Raw genomic sequence first — 17,123 nt, 5'->3', positions numbered from 1 at the left:
TCATGGAACTTGGACGAAAGATTCCCATTGCTATTGACCGTCACCTGTGGGATGGTGCGATCGCGGCGTTATTGATTATCCTCTATGCGCCCCTATTAATCCACTGGTACGATGGCTGGCTGAATAAAAGTATTAGTATTGAGCATGAATACTTTAGCCACGGTTTAATCGGACTGCCTTTTGCTGCCTACATCGCCTGGACTCACCGCCAGGAGTGGCAAACGATACCGGATAAATCGAATTATGTCGGGTTAGGATTACTCGCCGTCGGTGGTGTCTTTTATCTGTCGGGTCAATCGGAACTGGTTAATATTTCCTTTCCCACGGTTTTAGCGGGACTTTGTTTATGGTTTAAAGGCATTCCTGGTTTACGCTTACAAAGTTTTCCCCTACTCTTGGTAATTCTAGCAACACCAACTGCATTTCCTTACCTAATCGAACCCTACGCCTTACCCCTACAGAGCTTTATTGCTGGAGTTGCGGGCTTTATTTTGATTCAATTTGGCATTGATGTTAATGTCGTTGGCATTAACTTATTTGTCGGCGGACGAATTGTCGAAGTCGCCCCCCACTGTGCCGGCTTAAAGATGCTGTTTACCAGTTTATATGTAAGTTTAATGCTGCTGTACTGGAGTGGGGCGTGGGCATCGCGACAGAAGACCACATTGTTACTCATTGGTGCGGTGTTGGTTAGCGTGATTGGTAATATTATCCGCAATACTCTACTCACATTCTTCCATGGCACCGGCATGGATGGAGCATTCCATTGGCTGCATGAAAGTTGGGGCGGAGATCTGTATTCGGCGGGAATGTTAGGAATGTTAGTGGTTTTACTTAAAGTTATTGAAGGTTATGTTGATACCGAACCCCAAACCCATCATTCCGTATCTGAGGGAGATTGAATTTGAAATGTTAAAAACTCTTGCACTCAAAATTCAAAACTCGGTCAGGGCGGGTTTAGTTGCATTTAGGTGGGACAAGAAACGATAATAGTGAAACCCGCCCCTACACATCGGTCAGGGCGGGTTTAGTTGCATTTAGGTGGGACAAGAAACGATAATAGTGAAACCCGCCCCTACTTTCCTCAAAACTCTTGCGCCCATGAAGGCAAATCTGATGAAATCCTCAAGACTGCGCCAGGTGATTAAACGCCTGCGATTCAACCGCGCGATCGTGTTACTGTTATTGTTAGTCATTGTCGCGATCGGTGCAGTACCGAGTTATTTGACAGGCAACTGGTCGTGGATTGAGCCACCGAGATTTGCCAATTTCAGTAGCATCAAAGTGCTGCAAATTGAGGGGCTAGAAATTCCGGGCTGGGAAACCCTAGAGCAAAAAACTGTAACCTTAGGGGGGCATAAATGGTCTTATCAGGAAATTAAGGGAGACTTAGATAAACCTGTATTACTCCTATTACGTCCTCCCAATGGTCCGATTGATCAACCTCAGGTTGAATGGGTGGATATTAATGGTGTCTTTCAATGGAAGACAGATTCCCATCAACGCTTAAACTTTACCGTTGAAACCAAATCCCAGCAGGCGCAAGTTAATGCCCGTCTCTTTCGCGCTTGGACTCAAAAGCAAACCTTCGCCGTTGTTCAGTGGTACGCTTGGGCGACAGGGGGTCATCCAGCTACCCGTCAATGGTTTTGGGTTGACCAAATTGCCCAGTTAAAGCGTCAGCGAGTACCATGGGTAGCGGTTTCTATCCAGATTCCGATGGAACCGTTAGGGGATTTGGCAGAGGTCAAACCGATAGCTGAATCTCTCAGTCAAACTGTGCAAAAGACGTTGATGACAAAAGCCTTGGCGGGAGAAGATAAGTCTTGACCTTTCACGACATTCGAGGGAACCGGGTTTTGGGTAGGGGCGGGTTTTACTATTATCATTTAGGAAAGTACCTAGATGTAACTAAACCCACCCGAACTAAGGTTTAACCCAAACCTGTGTAGGGGCGGGTTTTACTATTATCATTTAGGAAAGCACCTAGATGTAACTAAACCCGCCCTGACCAAGGTTTAACCCAACTTGTATTATTAGTGTCGATAGCACAATAAAGATAGCCGAAAAAAAAGAAGCTGTTCCTCAAAGGAGGCAGAGCCTCAGGAGGAGCATTCCCAGGCAGAGCCTGGGAACGAGACTAACAACGATGAGTCACTGGAGGGAATAATTTTGACTAAAGTTAATTGGTGTGCTATCGGCACATTAATAGCAATTGGCTGGTTAGGACAAATTAATTCAATCGCTTGGGCAACGTCTTTGAGAATAACAGAAACCTCAGTGCCAACGACTCAAAGAGAACAGGCTCAAATTCCCACATTGCCACCTCCACCAGAAATCAATAGTCCGACAGAGGGAGTAAATATTAATGTTCCTAATCCCTTTGCCCCACCGCCACCCCTAGGTTACCCAGAAGAATCGCCTCAAAGAGTACCTACTACTCAATTTAATGAGTATGTTCTCGGTATTGGTGATTCCATCGCGGTTACAGTGGAACGCTTTCCTGACCTAAATTTTTCCGCCACGATTGATTTACAAGGGAATATATTAGTTCCCTTAGTCGGTAAAATTAACGTTCTCGGACTTACTCCCGACCAAGTCCAAAATAAACTAGCCGCCGCATTCAGTGAATTTGTAGTTGACCCAAATGTTACCGTGGTTCTAGCCGGATTGCGTCCCGCCACGGTGACGATTGCGGGTGAAGTAACTCGACCCGGTTATTACTCCCTAGCGCCCGGTTCCCAGCTTACTTCGGCTCTGCAAGCGGCTGGCGGGACAACGAATCTAGCTGACTTGCGTACTATCATCCTGCGTCGGCGTTCTCCTGTGAATAATTCGATTATTGAACAACAGATTGACTTATTTACGCCTCTGCAAAATGCTACATCCTTACCGGATGTGCGTCTGCGGGATGGGGATTCTGTCGTCGTATTGGAATTAGAAACTGGTACAATTAGCGATTATGACCGCTCTCTCGCCTCTCGCTCGACTCTAGCGACACCACAAATTACGTTGCGAGTCTTGAGTTATCCCAATGGTCGAATTGGCAACCTGAATTTGCCCAATGGGAGTAATTTTATTGATGCGTTGACCTCATTGGCGCCGAGTTTGGAGGATGCGAACTTAAGTGAAATTGCCTTAATGCGTTTTGATCCAGAACAGGGGAAGGTAGTAACACAGCGCATTAATGGGAGAGCTGTTCTCATGGGTGATTTGGCGCAAAATGTCCCCTTGCAGAATGAAGATGTTATTGTTGTCGGTCGTAGCCTTATCGCCAAGGTTACCTATGCTTTACGTTTAGTGACTCGACCCTTTAGCGATTTTCTCGGATTTCGTAACTTTTTTGAGAATGTAGGGGATGTTTTTGGCTCAGGGGATAATGATAATTAGGGCTTGCTGAATAAAGGGGTTGTAGAGACGTTGCAGGCAACGTCTGGGAGCTGGGGGAGCGTCCTTCGTCAACCTCTATGAGGCGCAACTGGGTATGACGTGCTGTGCGATCGCATCACTTCCCCTATCATCCTACAGAGGTGCTGAGCTAGAATACAAGCACAGACCCTTTGATATAAGTTGCCTCAATTTAGTATACCTCCATTCATTCACCCCTTCCTAGACTCCGCTTGCACGACTCGTTCAGTTAAATTGCTATGACTATTCCCTTAATTAAACGCTATTTAATCGCCCTTGATCGCTATAAATTTATTGGCATAGGTATTTTTGCTCTAATTACTGGCGGATCATGCATTGTGGCAATTATGCCCTCTTCCCCCAGTGCTGTGTCTTACGAAGCCGTTGGAGTTTTGTCTGTTACCCCTCCGGTGAGAACCTTTTCGGAAACCGGAACCCAAATTCAGCAGCAGGGGTTGCAACTGACAAAGGAGAATCTTTTAGAGGAAAATGTAATTAAAGCCACAGCAATAGCTGTGCGTTCTGAGCCTAAAAAGATCTTCGATAATGTAGACTTGAAGTTCGACCCGCCCCAAGGAGGCAAAGAAGCCGCGATTCCATCAATAATAGGAGTATTCTACAAGGATGACGATCCGGAGCAAGCTGGTAAAACGGTAGAAGTGCTGATGCAGAAAATGATCGAGCAAAGTCGTTTAATTAATAGCGGACGACTGCAAGCGATTATTGAGTCCATTGAAAAACGCTCAGCCGAGGCGGAAAACGAATTAAAACAAGCACAAGAAGAACTAGAAACCTTTAACCGGATTGAGGGCGCCGCCTTAGCCTTAGCTGAAGATAACAGCTTGCTGGCACAAATTAGTGCCAACAAACAACAGCAACGCCAACTGCAACAGACTCTAGAAGGAATTGAGAGTCAGATGGCTAGTTTGCAAAGTCGGTTAGGTTTGACGGCTGACCAAGCTTATACCAACTCAGCGCTCAGCGCTGACCCCACCATCGCTGGCTTACGAGGACAACTGCAACAAATTGAAACCCAGATAAAACTGCTCACAAGTCAAGGGTATAGAGACCAACATCCCAATGTCCAAGAGTTACAGCGACAGCAACGGACTTATGAAGCAATGCTGGGACAGCGAGCGGCTGAGATCGTTCAAGGAAACGGCTTGGGTGAAGCTTTAACCTCCCCGCAAATCCGAGCGGATAGCAGCCTTGACCCAGCTCGGAAACAATTAGCCGATACATTGGTATCATTATCGACTCAACGTGATACGCTGCAAGACCAACTAGAAACTACGAATAGAATTGGACAGGAACTGCTCAAAGACTATCAACAGATTCCCACCAAACAACTTGAGCAGGTGCGCTTGGCGCAGCAATTTCAGCTCAAACAAGACTTCTACAACAGATTACAGGCATCACTCATTGATGCCAAAGCCGCCGACGCAGAAACCGTGAGCTATCTCAGTGTTGGTCAGCCTCCTACTGTCCAGAAGAAAGGCGGGAAAGAATCAACCAATCCGATTGTTATCCTCGCTGGGGGAACTTTTGTCGGCTTAATTGCGGCTAGCGGTGTGATTCTGATCCTGGCTATCTTGGATAGCAAACTCTATGCGGCGAAAGAAATCCAGCAACTGCTGGCACAACATGATGTCCCTGTCTTGGCAGAATTGCCTGTGGTGATGAGCATTGACCCCGATTTGGGACAAACGGGTATTTTACTCAAGTCAAGTTCACCCTATTTAGAGGTGTACGAACGGTTCCGGAGTAAGCTCTGTAGTGGGGAGAATAAATCCCTGAAGGTGGTATTAATCGCCAGCACGGTTAACGGAGAAGGAAAAACCACCACAGCTTATAATTTAGCGATCGCGTCAGCTCATGCGGGTAAGCGTACCCTTTTAATTGAAGCCGATTTGCGCTCATCCTCCCAAGCTCATTTCCACCAAGTCACCCCTGAACCGGAAGCGAAGACCCAACCCTTACCTTACTACGGGTCTAAGAGTGCTTGCATTCAGTTAGTCCCAAATATTGAGAATCTCTATATCGTACCCAGTCCAGGACCCCAAAAACAAGCCGCCGCGATCCTAGAATCACGGGAATTTCAAAGGCTAATCACCGATGCTCGCGGTCGCTTCGACTTTGTAGTTATTGATAGTCCGGCACTCTCCCTGTCCAATGATACCCTGTTACTCGAACCCCTAGCCGATGGGATGGTACTCGTCACCCGACCTGGTTATAGCGAGAAATCAATCTTGAATATGGCAGCTCAAGAATTAACCGAAGCTGAGCCATCACCCCTATTGGGCGCAATTATCAACAGTGCAGATACATCGATTCCAGTCAGCGCTACCGAGGTTGAGGAGGATATTGAACTGGAGTATGAAGACGAAGACGAAGATGCCTTTGAAGATGAGGAATTGGAAGAACAAGAGGAGCCAATTCCGACAGGTGCGACAAGGTCTTAATGGTCATTCATGATTTGTTAATTGGGGATTAAAAAATTTCTCATTTTCCCCTTATATCCAGGAACATTATAGGTTCAGATTCAACAGGTGCTTGCGTAATTACGCGCAGTGAATCCATTTGTGAATGATTTGTAAAATAAACTTCTAGGACATTTCCCCGATCTCCGGTAATATTTGCGATATCCCGAGGCAAGGGAGGCTCATCTAATGTGCCGATAGCAGATACGCCGCGATCATTGGGAAAAAAGAGATCGTTGGTCGGAACGATAAGACCACGATCTCCCATTAAACCAATGATTGGTTCATCAAAGGTTATAGTCGCCCTCGCTTCAATTCGTCCTTGAGATGGATTGGGATTCCAAAAATAGATAAAATGACTGCTGACTCGAGTTCCTTTTGGGATTACGTCTAAATCTGATAACTTATCCCAATTGGTGGAATCACTTATCTGAATATCTCTAGGCAACACAATGTTCTGCGCCTCATCAAAAGCCAGAATAAATGTCTTTCTGGGTGTAGCCGAGTAATCATCTAACAACCAAAAAGGACTCTCAAGTTTTTCGATTTGCCCTGTGGTACTTTCCCAGATAATTTTAGCCTGCGCTGGGTGATCGGCTAGGACAGTAGCACCAATAGCCGCTACGAGGAAACCTGATAAGAATTGTTTGAAGGTGTCAAACGCCATTGGGGTAGAAGGAATGGGTTGAAATGATACGTTACAGGTGTAAACGCTTATTGTACAATGAATAGCGCCCTAAAGCCTACTCAACTGAGTTGAGGATAGCTGTATGTTAGGATGGAATTGTTAAGTTTTTTATACTCCATTAATCTCTGTGGTTTTGCAACTCTCCTCATTACCGGAATCCCCATCGATACCCAATCAAAACCGTCTTTCCCGTTGGAGAGAGAAACTCGTTTACAATTTGCCTCAGACCAAAAGAATTACACAGCAGATCATCACAGCGATTGGTGTTGGCTTACTCTTTAGCTGGTTGAATGTTCCCGTCAGTTGGCTACTCGGTTCGATGCTGGTGGGAATTGCCTATGCGATTAGCCAAGGATGCCGTCAACCATTACCTTCAAGCTTTAAACTCATCGGACAAGTGGTTGTGGGTTTAGTTACAGCCACTCGCTTTTCTCCAGAAACCATTAGTGTAGCAACAACCTACGCCCTACCCTTGTTACTCTGTGTTTTGCTCACGGGGAGTTTGAGTCTATTTAATGGGTATCTTTTAAGTCGTTGGGCTGGGATTGATCGCACCACAAGTTTACTAGGATTTATACCAGGTGCATCGTCCAGTATCGTTGTCATGAGCGAAGAGATGGGAGCGGATGCACTCGCTGTTGCCTTGCTCCAATATATCCGACTCTTACTCGTTGTTTTAATCATTCCTAGCGCTGCTACTCTATTGGTGCCCGCCAACCCAGATACGTCAGTCACCGCTACTGTCGCCACAACTAGCAACGTGACAACTTTACCCATGGCGTGGAACCTTTTAATTCTAGTGGGGTGTGGTATCGTGGGATTCTGGGCAGGAAAGCGATTTCGTCTACCTTCTCCTGGATTTTTCGGTCCCTTTCTGGTGGGGCTAGCTGCGTTTTGGGGATTGCCGGATAAAATGCAAATGCCTCAACCCGTATTCGCTGGCGCACTATTGCTGATTGGATTATCCATTGGCGTACAGTTTGACTGGCAAACCGCCCGTAAACTCTTCAAAGCCGTCTTAATTGAAATCGTGCTAGTTATCGGGTTAATCTTAATGTGTTTGGGTATTGGTTATGGATTTCATTTGATCACCGATGTGGATATGTCAACGGCTATTTTAGGATTCACACCCGGAGGAATTGAGGCAATGGTTGCTACTGTAATGCAGTTAGGGGGTGACACTGGATTGGTATTAGCCATGCAATTAACTCGGATGTTAGGTATTATTATGATTGCCCCATGGTTAGTGGCATTTTTGGTCAAGCGTGCCAAAACTTCGGATGACCAATCTTTATAACATCGAACCTGTTATAACTCCTGAATAATCAATTCTTAAGCCGAATTGTGACTAGGTTGAAGTGGAAAAGTAGAACGCAAGATCTCATCGACAGTTTCTATAGTGAGTTGTTGTTGATCAGCTAATGCTTTAATGGTCTGAGTAATTGCCTGAATCTGGAATAGATCAAAGTCTAATCCCAGTTGATTTGCGCGATTAGCAATAGCATAACGACCCGTTAGTTTATGATTAATTAAAAAGGAACGGGATAGTCCAAAATCACTGGGATCAATGGCTTCATAAGTTTGGGGATTATTTAACATCGCTTTAGCATGAACCCCCGCTTTATGGTTAAATGCGGCTGAACCGATAATATAATGGTTTGCCGGAATTGCCATACCCACTTTATCGGCGACAAGTTGATGCAGTGCTACAAGTTGGGGTAGGCGATATTTCCACTGCAATTGTTCGGGATTAACGGTATAGAGACGGGCGATGAATCCAGCGAGGGGGGTGATCCCATTCCGTTCCCCAATTCCCAATACTGTAGTATCGATATGAGTTGCACCTGCTTCTAGGGCGGCGTAGCTATTCGCGATCGCACAACCTGTGTCATTATGACCATGGAATTCAATATCGGTACTTGTATGTTGGCGCAGTGTCTGTACTAGATTAAATACTTGATTAGGAGTCGCGACACCCACAGTATCCGCTAAACCAAAACGATTCACCATGCCGAGTTTATCGATAGCACCATAAACCTGGAGTAAATCGCCAAGCAAACTGCGAAATGAATCTTCTGTAGAAAAGCGTATTTCTGTTTCAGGACTTTGATTATGGATAAAGGTAATAACCTCCGTTGCCCGATCAACAATTTGATTTATACTCTTTCCATGACCAAACTGGCGCAGAAAACTGGAGGTACCAAAGAATAAATGAATCCCGTTAATACCTGTCTCTAGAGCTATTTTAGCATCTTCTAAATGACAGCGAATATGGGTCAGCACTTTGGCATGTAAACCCAATTGAGCCAAATACTGACAATCTTGACGAGATTGAGGTGAAGCACAAGGAGAGGTGACTTCAATATATTCAACTCCAAACTGGTCAAGCGCCCTGGCAATTTCTACTCTATCCTGTGATGAAAAGTTAGCCCCACAAAATTGTTCTCCTTCCCGTAGTGTGGTTTCTATAATTGAAAAGTGACTAAGTGACATCGATGTCATCCCTTTGTTGATGGCAACTGCATCACCTATACTATCGGAGGTTTCTGTGCCGGATTGCCTCTTAAACTACTGATTTTATAATTTTTAAATCTTTATTATCAAGCAAAATTTTATCTAGATTTAACAATTAATCGAGTATAAGTCAGTGACATCCTCCCACACTATACCCGTTTAGGGTTAGTGTGGGCTTCCTTTGTCGTAGTCTTAGGGCTACGCTTGGGGCGTTTTATAGTGGGGAATATGCCCAGCCCCACTCTCTTGATATTGATCGCCGCGTTCCAATCTCTGTCTAGAATCAACCCACACAAACACTCGTGTACTCGGATTGATAAATCCTTTTGAACTAGGCGATCGCAACAAGAGCATACTTGACTCGTGTTATGAGGTTTCACTTTCACCACCAACTTACCAGCTTTTGCAGCTTTGTAAATAAGAATTGAGAGGAATTGACCCCAGCTAGCGTCATTAATTGACTTGTTTAAACCTGATTTTGCTGATTGTCCATTGGGCAAATACTTGCCATTAGCATCCTGTTTTGGCTTGTTTTTCCGGGATAAGTTAGCGGACTTGATATCTTCAACAAAGAACACTTGTTCATTACGATTTACCAGTTGGTTAGCCGACTCATAATGGAATTGTTTCCGCTTCCGTTGTAGCTTTTGATGATGCTTAGATATCTTTTTTGCCAATTTGCGCCGTGATGCTGATTTGTGCGGCTTTTTGTCCTTGCGCTTTTGAAGCTTGGCTAGTTTGTCCTGTGACTTGCGATAGTGCTGTTGGATAGTTTCAACGGTTCCATCGGATGCTGTCCAGAATTTCTCTAAACCAACATCTAGCCCTAACGAGTTCTCTTCATTTGCTTGTATCTCTGGTGGAGTCAGACTGGGGATGGTCTTATCCTCTAGCAATAAAGTCACATACCATCCATCTGCTTTGTGAGAGACTAGCCCCGTTTTAATAGTAAATCCTTCGGGAATAGGGCGATGATAAATAACTTTAACCTGACCAATCTTAGGTAGATTGATTTGAGCAATGTCTCGTCTAGCTTTCCCGTTTTTACTCTTATGGGGATTGGGCGAAACCGTTAGACAGTCTGCCTTAAGCTGAGGGAAACAAAATGTCCTGTAACGCTTGACTGACTTAAATCGAGGCTTACCGCTTCTGTGTCTTTTAAAGTCACCCTTGATGAACTGATTGAAGGTATCTTCTACTCGTTTAATTGCTTCCTGGATAACCTGAGAATGAACACCTTTATATAAGGCATCATGAGACTCCCTTGACCAATGGTTAGCGCGTTTTTGACTGTAGTATTTTGGTTGGTCTTTAAGTTCTGGTAGGTGAGTGATATAGATAGAGCAAGCATTGACAGGTGAGCGGTTACACTCCCACCATTTAAACCGTTCTTCTAGCATTAAATTGTGTATACGGCACAACTTGTACAGCCATTCGTTTAGCTGTTTTGACTGTTGCTTATTTGGCACAATTCGATACTGGTAACTTGTCTTGAATGTGTCTTTGCTTCGCTTCAACTTCTATCACCTCCCACTACAATTATACTACTCTTGCAGATAAAGATTCAGAGTGAAAATAAATTTTTCTTCACTGGCGATTCATCTCAACGCCAAATCGTAGATTATGGCGTGAGGCTTCTCGCCAGATCAAGCTAAAATATGCTTATTTCCATACCATGGGGAGCATGTCAAGGAAAGCACATAACTCTTAATAAACACCTTCTAACACAGGGGGGGTGAGTAAAGGGCGATCCGATTAAATTGAGTGGACACAGTTATTGAGTTTTCCCTGTTCTATGTTCTCTCCCCTCTATTTGATTTTAGTTACCTTCTGGTTCAAGAAAGATTCTGAGAGTCCCAAAACGATGGCTTTGTATCCTCAGAGAATAATCCTAACAAAGGACCGAGGATAGCGCCAAAGATAAACCCACCAGCGTGCGCCCAGTAAGCGATACCACCATTTTCCATCCCCACATTAGCTGGGGCTTCTAACATAGCTAACCCATTAAACGCTTGCTGCAAAAACCAAAATCCCAGGAAAAAGACAGATGGTAATCTTAACGTAGTAAAAAAGAAGCCGAGGGGAATTAATGTAACCACTTTAGCATTGGGAAACTTAAGAATATAAGCACCCATCACGCCCGCGATCGCACCACTGGCACCCAGAGACGGAATCCCGGATTGGGCGGAGAAAAACCACTGGGCTAAGCTGGCTAATACACCACAAATCAGATAAAATATCAAAAACTTGAACCGACCCAGTTCTTCTTCAATATTATTGCCAAAAATCCACAGAAACAACATATTGAATCCCACATGGGTAAACCCCGCATGGAGGAACTGTGCAGTGATTAACGTTAGCGGTTCTGGTATCGGCTGATTCACAGTAATGCCGTTAAAACTCGCGGTTAGTTCTTTAGGGACAACAGCAAATAAATGAAAAAATACATCCAGTTGTTGAGGATTTAAGGTTAGTTCATAAATAAAAACTATAACATTTGCTGCAACTAAAGCATAAGTAATATAGGGTGTAATTGTTACTGGATTTTCATCACGTAATGGAACCACAATTCTCTTTCCTTATTAATAATCAACAATTATTTAATCTTCAGACAACAATCCAAATAAAGGACCCAGGATAGCTCCGAACACAAAACCACCGGCATGTGCCCAGTAAGCAATTCCGCCAGTTTCTGTCCCCACATCCGTTGGCACGCTGACACTCGCCACACCACTAAAGGCTTGTTGCACAAACCATAAGCCTAAGTATAAAACAGCGGGTAATCGAATGGTTGTCACGAAATACCCTAAAAAGATTAAGGTATTGATTTTAGCCGTAGGAAACTTGAGAATATAAGCGCCCATCACGCCCGCGATCGCACCACTCGCCCCTAGAGACGGAATCCCTGATTCCATGGAGAAAAACCACTGAGACAAGGCTGCTAATATACCACAAGCAATGTAAAAGATGAAGTACTTGATATGACCCAGACGCTCTTCAATATTGTTGCCAAATATCCATAAAAACAACATATTACCGCCAATATGCAAAAAACCCCCATGGAGGAACTGAGAGCTGATCAAGGTAAACCATTCTGGCACCGATTGATTGACCGAAATCCCCTCAAAGCTAGCGCTTAACTCTTTAGGAACAACTGCATACAGGTGGAAAAATGTATTAAGCTGGGGCGGTGTTAAGAGTAATTGATGGATAAAAACCGCAATATTAACACCAATGAGCGCGTAGGTTACATAAGGAGTAATGCGCGTCGGATTATCATCACTAATAGGGAACACAGTATGAATTATAAAATCGTAAAAAACAGTATTTGAGTAAAATTATACCAATTGCATTTTATCGACGATGCCCGACTGCCCATCCCGACGATACCCTACAGGGGGATTTGTTGAGCAAAACTGATAGGGACACTTTATCATATTAATTGGCAATCTCAATCACGTCCGGCAGATTGAGTAACCATCAGGGTGAATGAGTGGCTGTTGGAGTCAGCTTTTTGTAACGTAAAAGGCTAAGAGTTCTTACCCTTTAAGAAGACCACCTTAGCTGAACATCTAAATTCATGGATTTACTAGAGTACCAAGCCAAAGCCTTATTCCGTGAGATCGGCATTCCCGTCTTACCCTCTCAATGCATGGATCATCCCAGAGATCTCAAGCAGTTAGATATTCCCTATCCCGTGGTTCTCAAATCCCAAGTCCCCAAAGGTGGACGGGGTAGAGCCGGTGGTATCCGGACGGTGGAAAATACAATTGACGCGATCGCAACTGCACGAGCTATTTTTAATCTATCCATTCTCGGTAAGTATCCCAAGGTGCTGCTAGCGGAAGCCCACTATGATGCTGAAAAAGAATTTTATCTGGCGGTGATCCTCGACTACGCCTTAAAACGTCCAGTTCTGTTGGGTTCATGCCAAGGTGGTATCCATGTCGAAGGGGTAATGGCACAGATGCAACGAGTGGTAGTAGAGGAAGACTTTTCTCCCTTTTACGCACGGCGTCTAGCCTTCAAAATGGGACTTCAAGGTCACCTGATTGAATCAGTCAGCGATATTGTCCAGAAAATGTATCAACTTCTGATCCAAAAAGACCTAGATTTAGTGGAAATTAATCCCCTCGGCGTCAGTGCTAGCGGTGAAGTCATGGCGCTAGATGGTAAAATTGCTGTCAACGATCACGCTTTGGGACGCCAATCTGAGTTGGCAAACCTGTCATCAAGCCTCACCCAAACCCCCCAACCCGCCGACCAACCGACGGATCTACAATGGACGGATAGTGAAGGGAATATTGGTATTTTGTGTAACAGTCCTTGTCTAGCCGCAGCCACATTGGATTTAGTGTACAAAGCCAAGGGGAAACCAGCCAGTTGTTTAATTGTAGACGGTTATGCCAGTTGGGATGTACCGTCCGCCGCCTCTCCTATACAACAGTTACAAAATGCCTTGCAGCAATTGACGGACACTCAAAACATCCAAGTTGTCTTAGTAAATATTTTGAGCAACGCAGCCGCTAGTGAAGCCGTGGCTGAGGTAATCGCCAATTATCTACTATCAAAAAGTGGTAATATTCCTAGAGTCAGTGAAGTAGACCGAGCCGAAAGACCAACAACAGGAAATTCCCGCTCCCGTGACTCACGCAATTATCGCCGCCGCCATCTCACACCGAAATCTGTATCTAAGACAGAGTTACCTCACTTGGTCATTCGCTTAGCCAACGGCAAACTAGACATTACCCAAGACCGTTTAGCGGCACTCCCTGTACACTGGATCGGTAACTTGGATCAGGCAGTGGCACAAGCGATTTCTCTGGCACGTTGAAATAGTTGTCATGAACCCCATGCCTAAAGGCAGGGGCTTGTAGACTGCCCGACTCTTCGAGCGGGATACAAGCCACAACATGACCAGCCTCAGACTTTCGAGGTCTACGTTTTCAAGGTCACGATACCTACAAATGCGTCGCTAGTTTGTAGCCCTATCGCTGGTTGTTAAACATTTGTAATGGGTTAAGAAAGTGCAACCAGCCGAACAAGCCTTGAAAACATTGGCGAAGCGAACATTACCCTATTCATAGGAAAGACGGTTATGCCTATACATTCTGAATCTGGCAGTCTCACCCCCATCGAGGGGGATTCGCCTGCCTTGGGGGACTATTCCTCCCCACGTCTGAAGCCGGGGGCAACTCGTCCCCCAAACCCCCTATTTTCGGTGAGTGTGTAGGGGCGGGTTTTACTATTATCGTTTTTTTCCGCCCCAATGTGACTAAACCCGCCCCGATAGAGTTTTGAATGGGATCATAGTGGGACATAAGACTTAAGTTGCTGGGAGAGAAGCGAGTATGACGAATGACAAATAACCAGTACTTATCGGTATCCTATAGTTAATCGCTTGCGCTAAACCTTGACCTTGTTAATCGCATCTACTACATTGCCGTATCCAGTGCTTATGAAATTCACACCAGACATGAAAATCCTGGTTCAGGGCATCACCCAACCTATTGGTTCCTATTATGCCGCCCGAATGAAAGCGTATGGCACAAATCTAGTGGCTGGGGTTAGTGCAGGTCAAGGGGGTCAGACATTGCATGGTATTCCCGTCTTTGACCTCGTAGAAGAGGCGTTATCCGTTGCTGGATATTGCGACGCCACGATCATTTTTGCCGAATCCTACAGCGCCTTGGATGCAGCGTTAGAAGCGATAGACGCTGGATTGTCGCCAATTATTCTAGTGACTGGCGGGATTCCACCTCTGGATATGATTCACTTGTTAGCCAAAGCTAAAGCCAGGGAAACCCTGATTGTTGGACCGAGTAGTTCGGGGATTATTGTGCCAGGAAAACTGTTACTGGGGACTCAGGAGTGTGAATTTTATCAGCCTGGTACAATTGGTGTGATTAGCCGGGTCGGTACTCTCTCTTATGAAGTGGCTTTGGCGTTAACTGAAGCTAAACTTGGACAATCCATTGCGGTGAATCTCGGTAGTGAAGCCATTATCGCCTCCTCATTTCGCCAGTGGCTGGAAATTATCGCCCAGGATAAACGTACAGAAGCCATTGTCTTAGTGGATCAGACGGGGGGCGATAGTGAAGATCAAACAGCAGAGTTTATTGCTCAAGCCATAGAAAAACCCGTGATTGCCTATGTTGCGGGACAATATACCCCTGAAGATAAACAAGTCGGGGATACCAGTGCCATTATCGCCGCTCAGCTATCCGGACCGATCGCGAATACGACAACGGCTCAACATAAGGTGGCGGCGTTCAAACAGGCAAATATACCTGTCGCTGAGTATCCTTCCCAAATTCCCGACTTGGTGAAAAAGGCGCTCAAATATCATTAAAAGGAACAGGCAATAGGCAACCGGGAACAGTACCGGTATGGCTTGGGGATTTTGAACCCAACCCAAACATCCAACTGATAGAAGTTGGAATTTCCGACAGGAGTTCACGGGCTTCTTAATGATTTTACCGAGAAAATCAAATAAGGGGTGACACCCCCCACCCCGAAGATGCTATACTGTGTTATGTAGATGCACCCTGATGATCGGGAGAGTCGCCTATTCTATAGGGCTCTCCTTTTTTATTTGATCTTGACCACGGTGGCGGCGAAAAATCATTTGAATTGGGGGTGACACCCCTCACCCCCAAAATGCTATACTATGTTAAGTAGATGCACCCTGATAATCGAGAGAGCCGCTCATAGGCTCTTTTTTTTTCTCTTATTCAAGATTAATAGGTAAGTTCGGCAACGTAAATAGGGGTCAGACCCCTCAACTAAGCTGTTGTGCATCTGAGTCAAACTGGATCGGCGACGTCTATTTTTGAGAGACGGTAGCACGTAATATCAGGTTCGGCTGTATAGTGCGTTTATATAGCCTTAGTTATTCGGCAGGAAGCATTGCCCTTCTACTCTTTTACCCTTTTACCCCCTCCCCATGACTTTACCTGAATCAAGCCGATTGCAATTGACCCCAGATTTGAACATCTGTCGCATCTTAAATGGTTTATGGCAAGTATCTGGCGCTCATGGACGCATTGATCCCAAAAAAGCCATTCCCAGTATGTTTGATTATCTAGATGCTGGCTTTACCACCTGGGATCTAGCCGATCATTACGGACCGGCTGAAGATTTTATTGGCGAATTTAGGCGTCAACTGGTGGCGACTCGCGGTGAGGAGGCGTTAGGGAATATACAAGCTTTTACCAAATGGGTGCCACGCCCGGGTTCAATGACTCGACAATGGGTTGAGAAAAATATTGATCGCTCTCGCCAACGGATGGAAGTTGAAAGCCTAGACTTGATACAATTCCACTGGTGGGACTACCGCGATCGCAACTATCTGGACGCCCTCAAGCAGATGGCACAACTGCAAGCGGAAGGCAAAATCAAGCACCTGGCGTTAACCAATTTTGATACCGAACACCTAAAAATTATCATCGACGCCGGGATCAAAATCCTCTCCAATCAAGTTCAGTATTCCCTAGTTGACCGCCGTCCTCAAGTCAAGATGGAGCAGTTTTGTCAAGACCATGACATTAAACTTTTCACTTATGGCACAGTCTGCGGTGGCTTGTTATCAGAAAAATATTTAGGAAAACCTGAACCCGGTTGGACAGAACTGTCTACGGCTAGCTTGAGAAAATATAAAAACATGATTGATGCGTGGGGCGGTTGGAATTTATTTCAAGAATTGCTCACCGTACTCCAGGACATAGCAACTCAATATAAGGTGAGTATCTCGAACGTAGCTGTTCGGTATATTCTCGATCATCCAACCGTAGCGGGTGTGATTATTGGTGCGAGGTTAGGCATATCTGAACACATAGAAGATAACGCCAGAGTATTTAACATGACCCTCAATGCCAAAGATAAGGAGAAGATTCATGAACCGCGCCTTACTTCGTGAAGACGCGGATTGGCAGAGATAACCTGTCAGTAGAGACCTTCCATGGACGGTCTGTACATGAATAAGGGCATGAGTTGGTAGGGGACAATCACTTCCGGACGCTTCTCTAGTTCGG

Annotated in this window: 14 protein-coding genes; 9 read left to right on the top strand and 5 right to left on the bottom strand. The window is 45.1% G+C overall.

Going from position 1 to position 17,123, the window contains the following annotated elements; all coding sequences use genetic code 11:
* Positions 1 to 2: 2 nt before the first annotated feature.
* The 4 genes from crtB (at position 3) to RID09_RS30155 (ending at position 5,870) form a co-directional block, all read left to right on the top strand.
* Positions 3 to 902, top strand: coding sequence for a cyanoexosortase B (gene crtB, locus RID09_RS30170; protein WP_446339593.1), 900 nt, complete (start codon positions 3 to 5; stop codon positions 900 to 902).
* 214 nt (positions 903 to 1,116) lie between these two features.
* Positions 1,117 to 1,830, top strand: a complete 714-nt coding sequence (locus RID09_RS30165) for a cyanoexosortase B system-associated protein (protein ID WP_446339592.1) — start codon at positions 1,117 to 1,119, stop codon at positions 1,828 to 1,830.
* A 342-nt stretch (positions 1,831 to 2,172) separates the two neighbouring features.
* Positions 2,173 to 3,390 carry a polysaccharide biosynthesis/export family protein gene (locus RID09_RS30160; protein ID WP_446339591.1) on the top strand — a complete coding sequence of 406 codons (1,218 nt, stop codon included), beginning with the start codon at positions 2,173 to 2,175 and terminating at the stop codon, positions 3,388 to 3,390.
* Positions 3,391 to 3,647: 257 nt separating this feature from the next.
* The gene (locus RID09_RS30155; RefSeq protein WP_446339590.1) at positions 3,648 to 5,870 is read left to right on the top strand and encodes a GumC family protein; all 2,223 of its coding nucleotides are present in this window, start codon (positions 3,648 to 3,650) and stop codon (positions 5,868 to 5,870) included.
* 40 nt (positions 5,871 to 5,910) lie between these two features.
* On the opposite strand, the gene RID09_RS30150 is transcribed toward RID09_RS30155, so the two are convergent.
* The gene (locus RID09_RS30150) at positions 5,911 to 6,555 is read right to left on the bottom strand and encodes a hypothetical protein (protein WP_446339589.1); all 645 of its coding nucleotides are present in this window, start codon (positions 6,553 to 6,555) and stop codon (positions 5,911 to 5,913) included.
* A 148-nt stretch (positions 6,556 to 6,703) separates the two neighbouring features.
* On the opposite strand from RID09_RS30150, the gene RID09_RS30145 reads away from it, so the two are divergent.
* Positions 6,704 to 7,873, top strand: a complete 1,170-nt coding sequence (locus RID09_RS30145) for an AbrB family transcriptional regulator (protein ID WP_446339588.1) — start codon at positions 6,704 to 6,706, stop codon at positions 7,871 to 7,873.
* A 35-nt stretch (positions 7,874 to 7,908) separates the two neighbouring features.
* On the opposite strand, the gene lysS is transcribed toward RID09_RS30145, so the two are convergent.
* The 4 genes from lysS to RID09_RS30125 form a co-directional block, all read right to left on the bottom strand.
* A complete protein-coding gene (lysS, locus tag RID09_RS30140) occupies positions 7,909 to 9,069 on the bottom strand; it encodes a homocitrate synthase (RefSeq protein ID WP_446339587.1) in 1,161 nt (386 codons plus the stop codon).
* 170 nt (positions 9,070 to 9,239) lie between these two features.
* A complete protein-coding gene (locus tag RID09_RS30135; RefSeq protein ID WP_446339586.1) occupies positions 9,240 to 10,607 on the bottom strand; it encodes an RNA-guided endonuclease InsQ/TnpB family protein in 1,368 nt (455 codons plus the stop codon).
* A gap of 318 nt (positions 10,608 to 10,925) precedes the next feature.
* Positions 10,926 to 11,657, bottom strand: coding sequence for a rhomboid family intramembrane serine protease (locus tag RID09_RS30130; protein ID WP_446339585.1), 732 nt, complete (start codon positions 11,655 to 11,657; stop codon positions 10,926 to 10,928).
* A gap of 33 nt (positions 11,658 to 11,690) precedes the next feature.
* Positions 11,691 to 12,386, bottom strand: coding sequence for a rhomboid family intramembrane serine protease (locus RID09_RS30125; protein WP_446339584.1), 696 nt, complete (start codon positions 12,384 to 12,386; stop codon positions 11,691 to 11,693).
* Positions 12,387 to 12,670: 284 nt separating this feature from the next.
* On the opposite strand from RID09_RS30125, the gene RID09_RS30120 reads away from it, so the two are divergent.
* The 4 genes from RID09_RS30120 (at position 12,671) to RID09_RS30105 (ending at position 17,008) form a co-directional block, all read left to right on the top strand.
* On the top strand, positions 12,671 to 13,924 hold the full coding sequence (locus RID09_RS30120) for an ATP-grasp domain-containing protein (RefSeq protein WP_446339583.1): 1,254 nt from the start codon (positions 12,671 to 12,673) through the stop codon (positions 13,922 to 13,924).
* A gap of 264 nt (positions 13,925 to 14,188) precedes the next feature.
* Positions 14,189 to 14,323: a hypothetical protein gene (locus RID09_RS30115; protein ID WP_446339582.1), complete on the top strand. Its 135-nt coding sequence runs from the start codon at positions 14,189 to 14,191 to the stop codon at positions 14,321 to 14,323.
* Between the two features lie 225 nt (positions 14,324 to 14,548).
* Complete coding sequence (locus RID09_RS30110; RefSeq protein WP_446339581.1) at positions 14,549 to 15,442, top strand: succinate--CoA ligase subunit alpha; 894 nt, start codon at positions 14,549 to 14,551, stop codon at positions 15,440 to 15,442.
* A 594-nt stretch (positions 15,443 to 16,036) separates the two neighbouring features.
* Positions 16,037 to 17,008, top strand: coding sequence for an aldo/keto reductase (locus tag RID09_RS30105; protein WP_446339580.1), 972 nt, complete (start codon positions 16,037 to 16,039; stop codon positions 17,006 to 17,008).
* Positions 17,009 to 17,123: the final 115 nt, after the last annotated feature.

Origin of the sequence: Coleofasciculus sp. G1-WW12-02, from assembly GCF_040219735.1 — a bacterium.
Classification (GTDB): domain Bacteria; phylum Cyanobacteriota; class Cyanobacteriia; order Cyanobacteriales; family Coleofasciculaceae; genus Coleofasciculus.
This window is presented reverse-complemented; position numbering and strand designations above follow the sequence as displayed.